Annotated in this window: 1 protein-coding gene; it reads left to right on the top strand. The window is 59.1% G+C overall.

Annotation, left to right across the window (positions count from 1 at the left end):
• A partial coding sequence (locus LRL21_RS44830; protein ID WP_275901218.1) for a LuxR C-terminal-related transcriptional regulator occupies window positions 1-548 on the top strand: 548 nt, incomplete at both ends.

Below are 548 nucleotides of genomic sequence, written 5' to 3'. Positions count from 1 at the left end.
TGGACACGTGCAGCGAAGTCAGTCCGGCCTTCGTCCGTGAGGCGGCCATAAGCCGGGAGCCCGTCATCCGAAGCGATGCCGGAGGGGGCCAATTCGATGAGGCTGATCTCTATATGCTCCGGCATGGTCCGAAATCTGCGCTGGGTTTGCCGGTCCTGATGCAGGGCGAGCTGCAGGGCGTGTTGTATTTGGAGAACAACTACACGGCCGGCGTATTTGCGGGGGACGGCTTATCGCTTTTGCAAATGCTGGCCTTGCAAATGGGCCAAGTGCATGCGCTGACCCAATACTTCGAGCCTTCCAACCCGGAGGAGTCTTGCCGCGAGCCTTTGCCCGGGTCTGCTCCGGCTCTGACGAACCGGGAGCTTGATGTGCTGCAGGGCGTGGCCGCCGGATTGTCCAACAAAGAAATTGCGGATCTGCTGGTCATGTCGGCCGGTACGGTCAAAGTTCATGTCCGCAACGTGTTCGACAAACTGGGGGTCAACAACCGGGTAAAAGCCGTCGCGATGGCAGCCAAGCTAAACCTGCTGCAGACGAAAGGAATA

It is taken from the genome of Paenibacillus periandrae (genome assembly GCF_022458865.1).
Taxonomy (GTDB): Bacteria; Bacillota; Bacilli; order Paenibacillales; family NBRC-103111; genus Paenibacillus_S; species Paenibacillus_S periandrae.
This window is presented reverse-complemented; position numbering and strand designations above follow the sequence as displayed.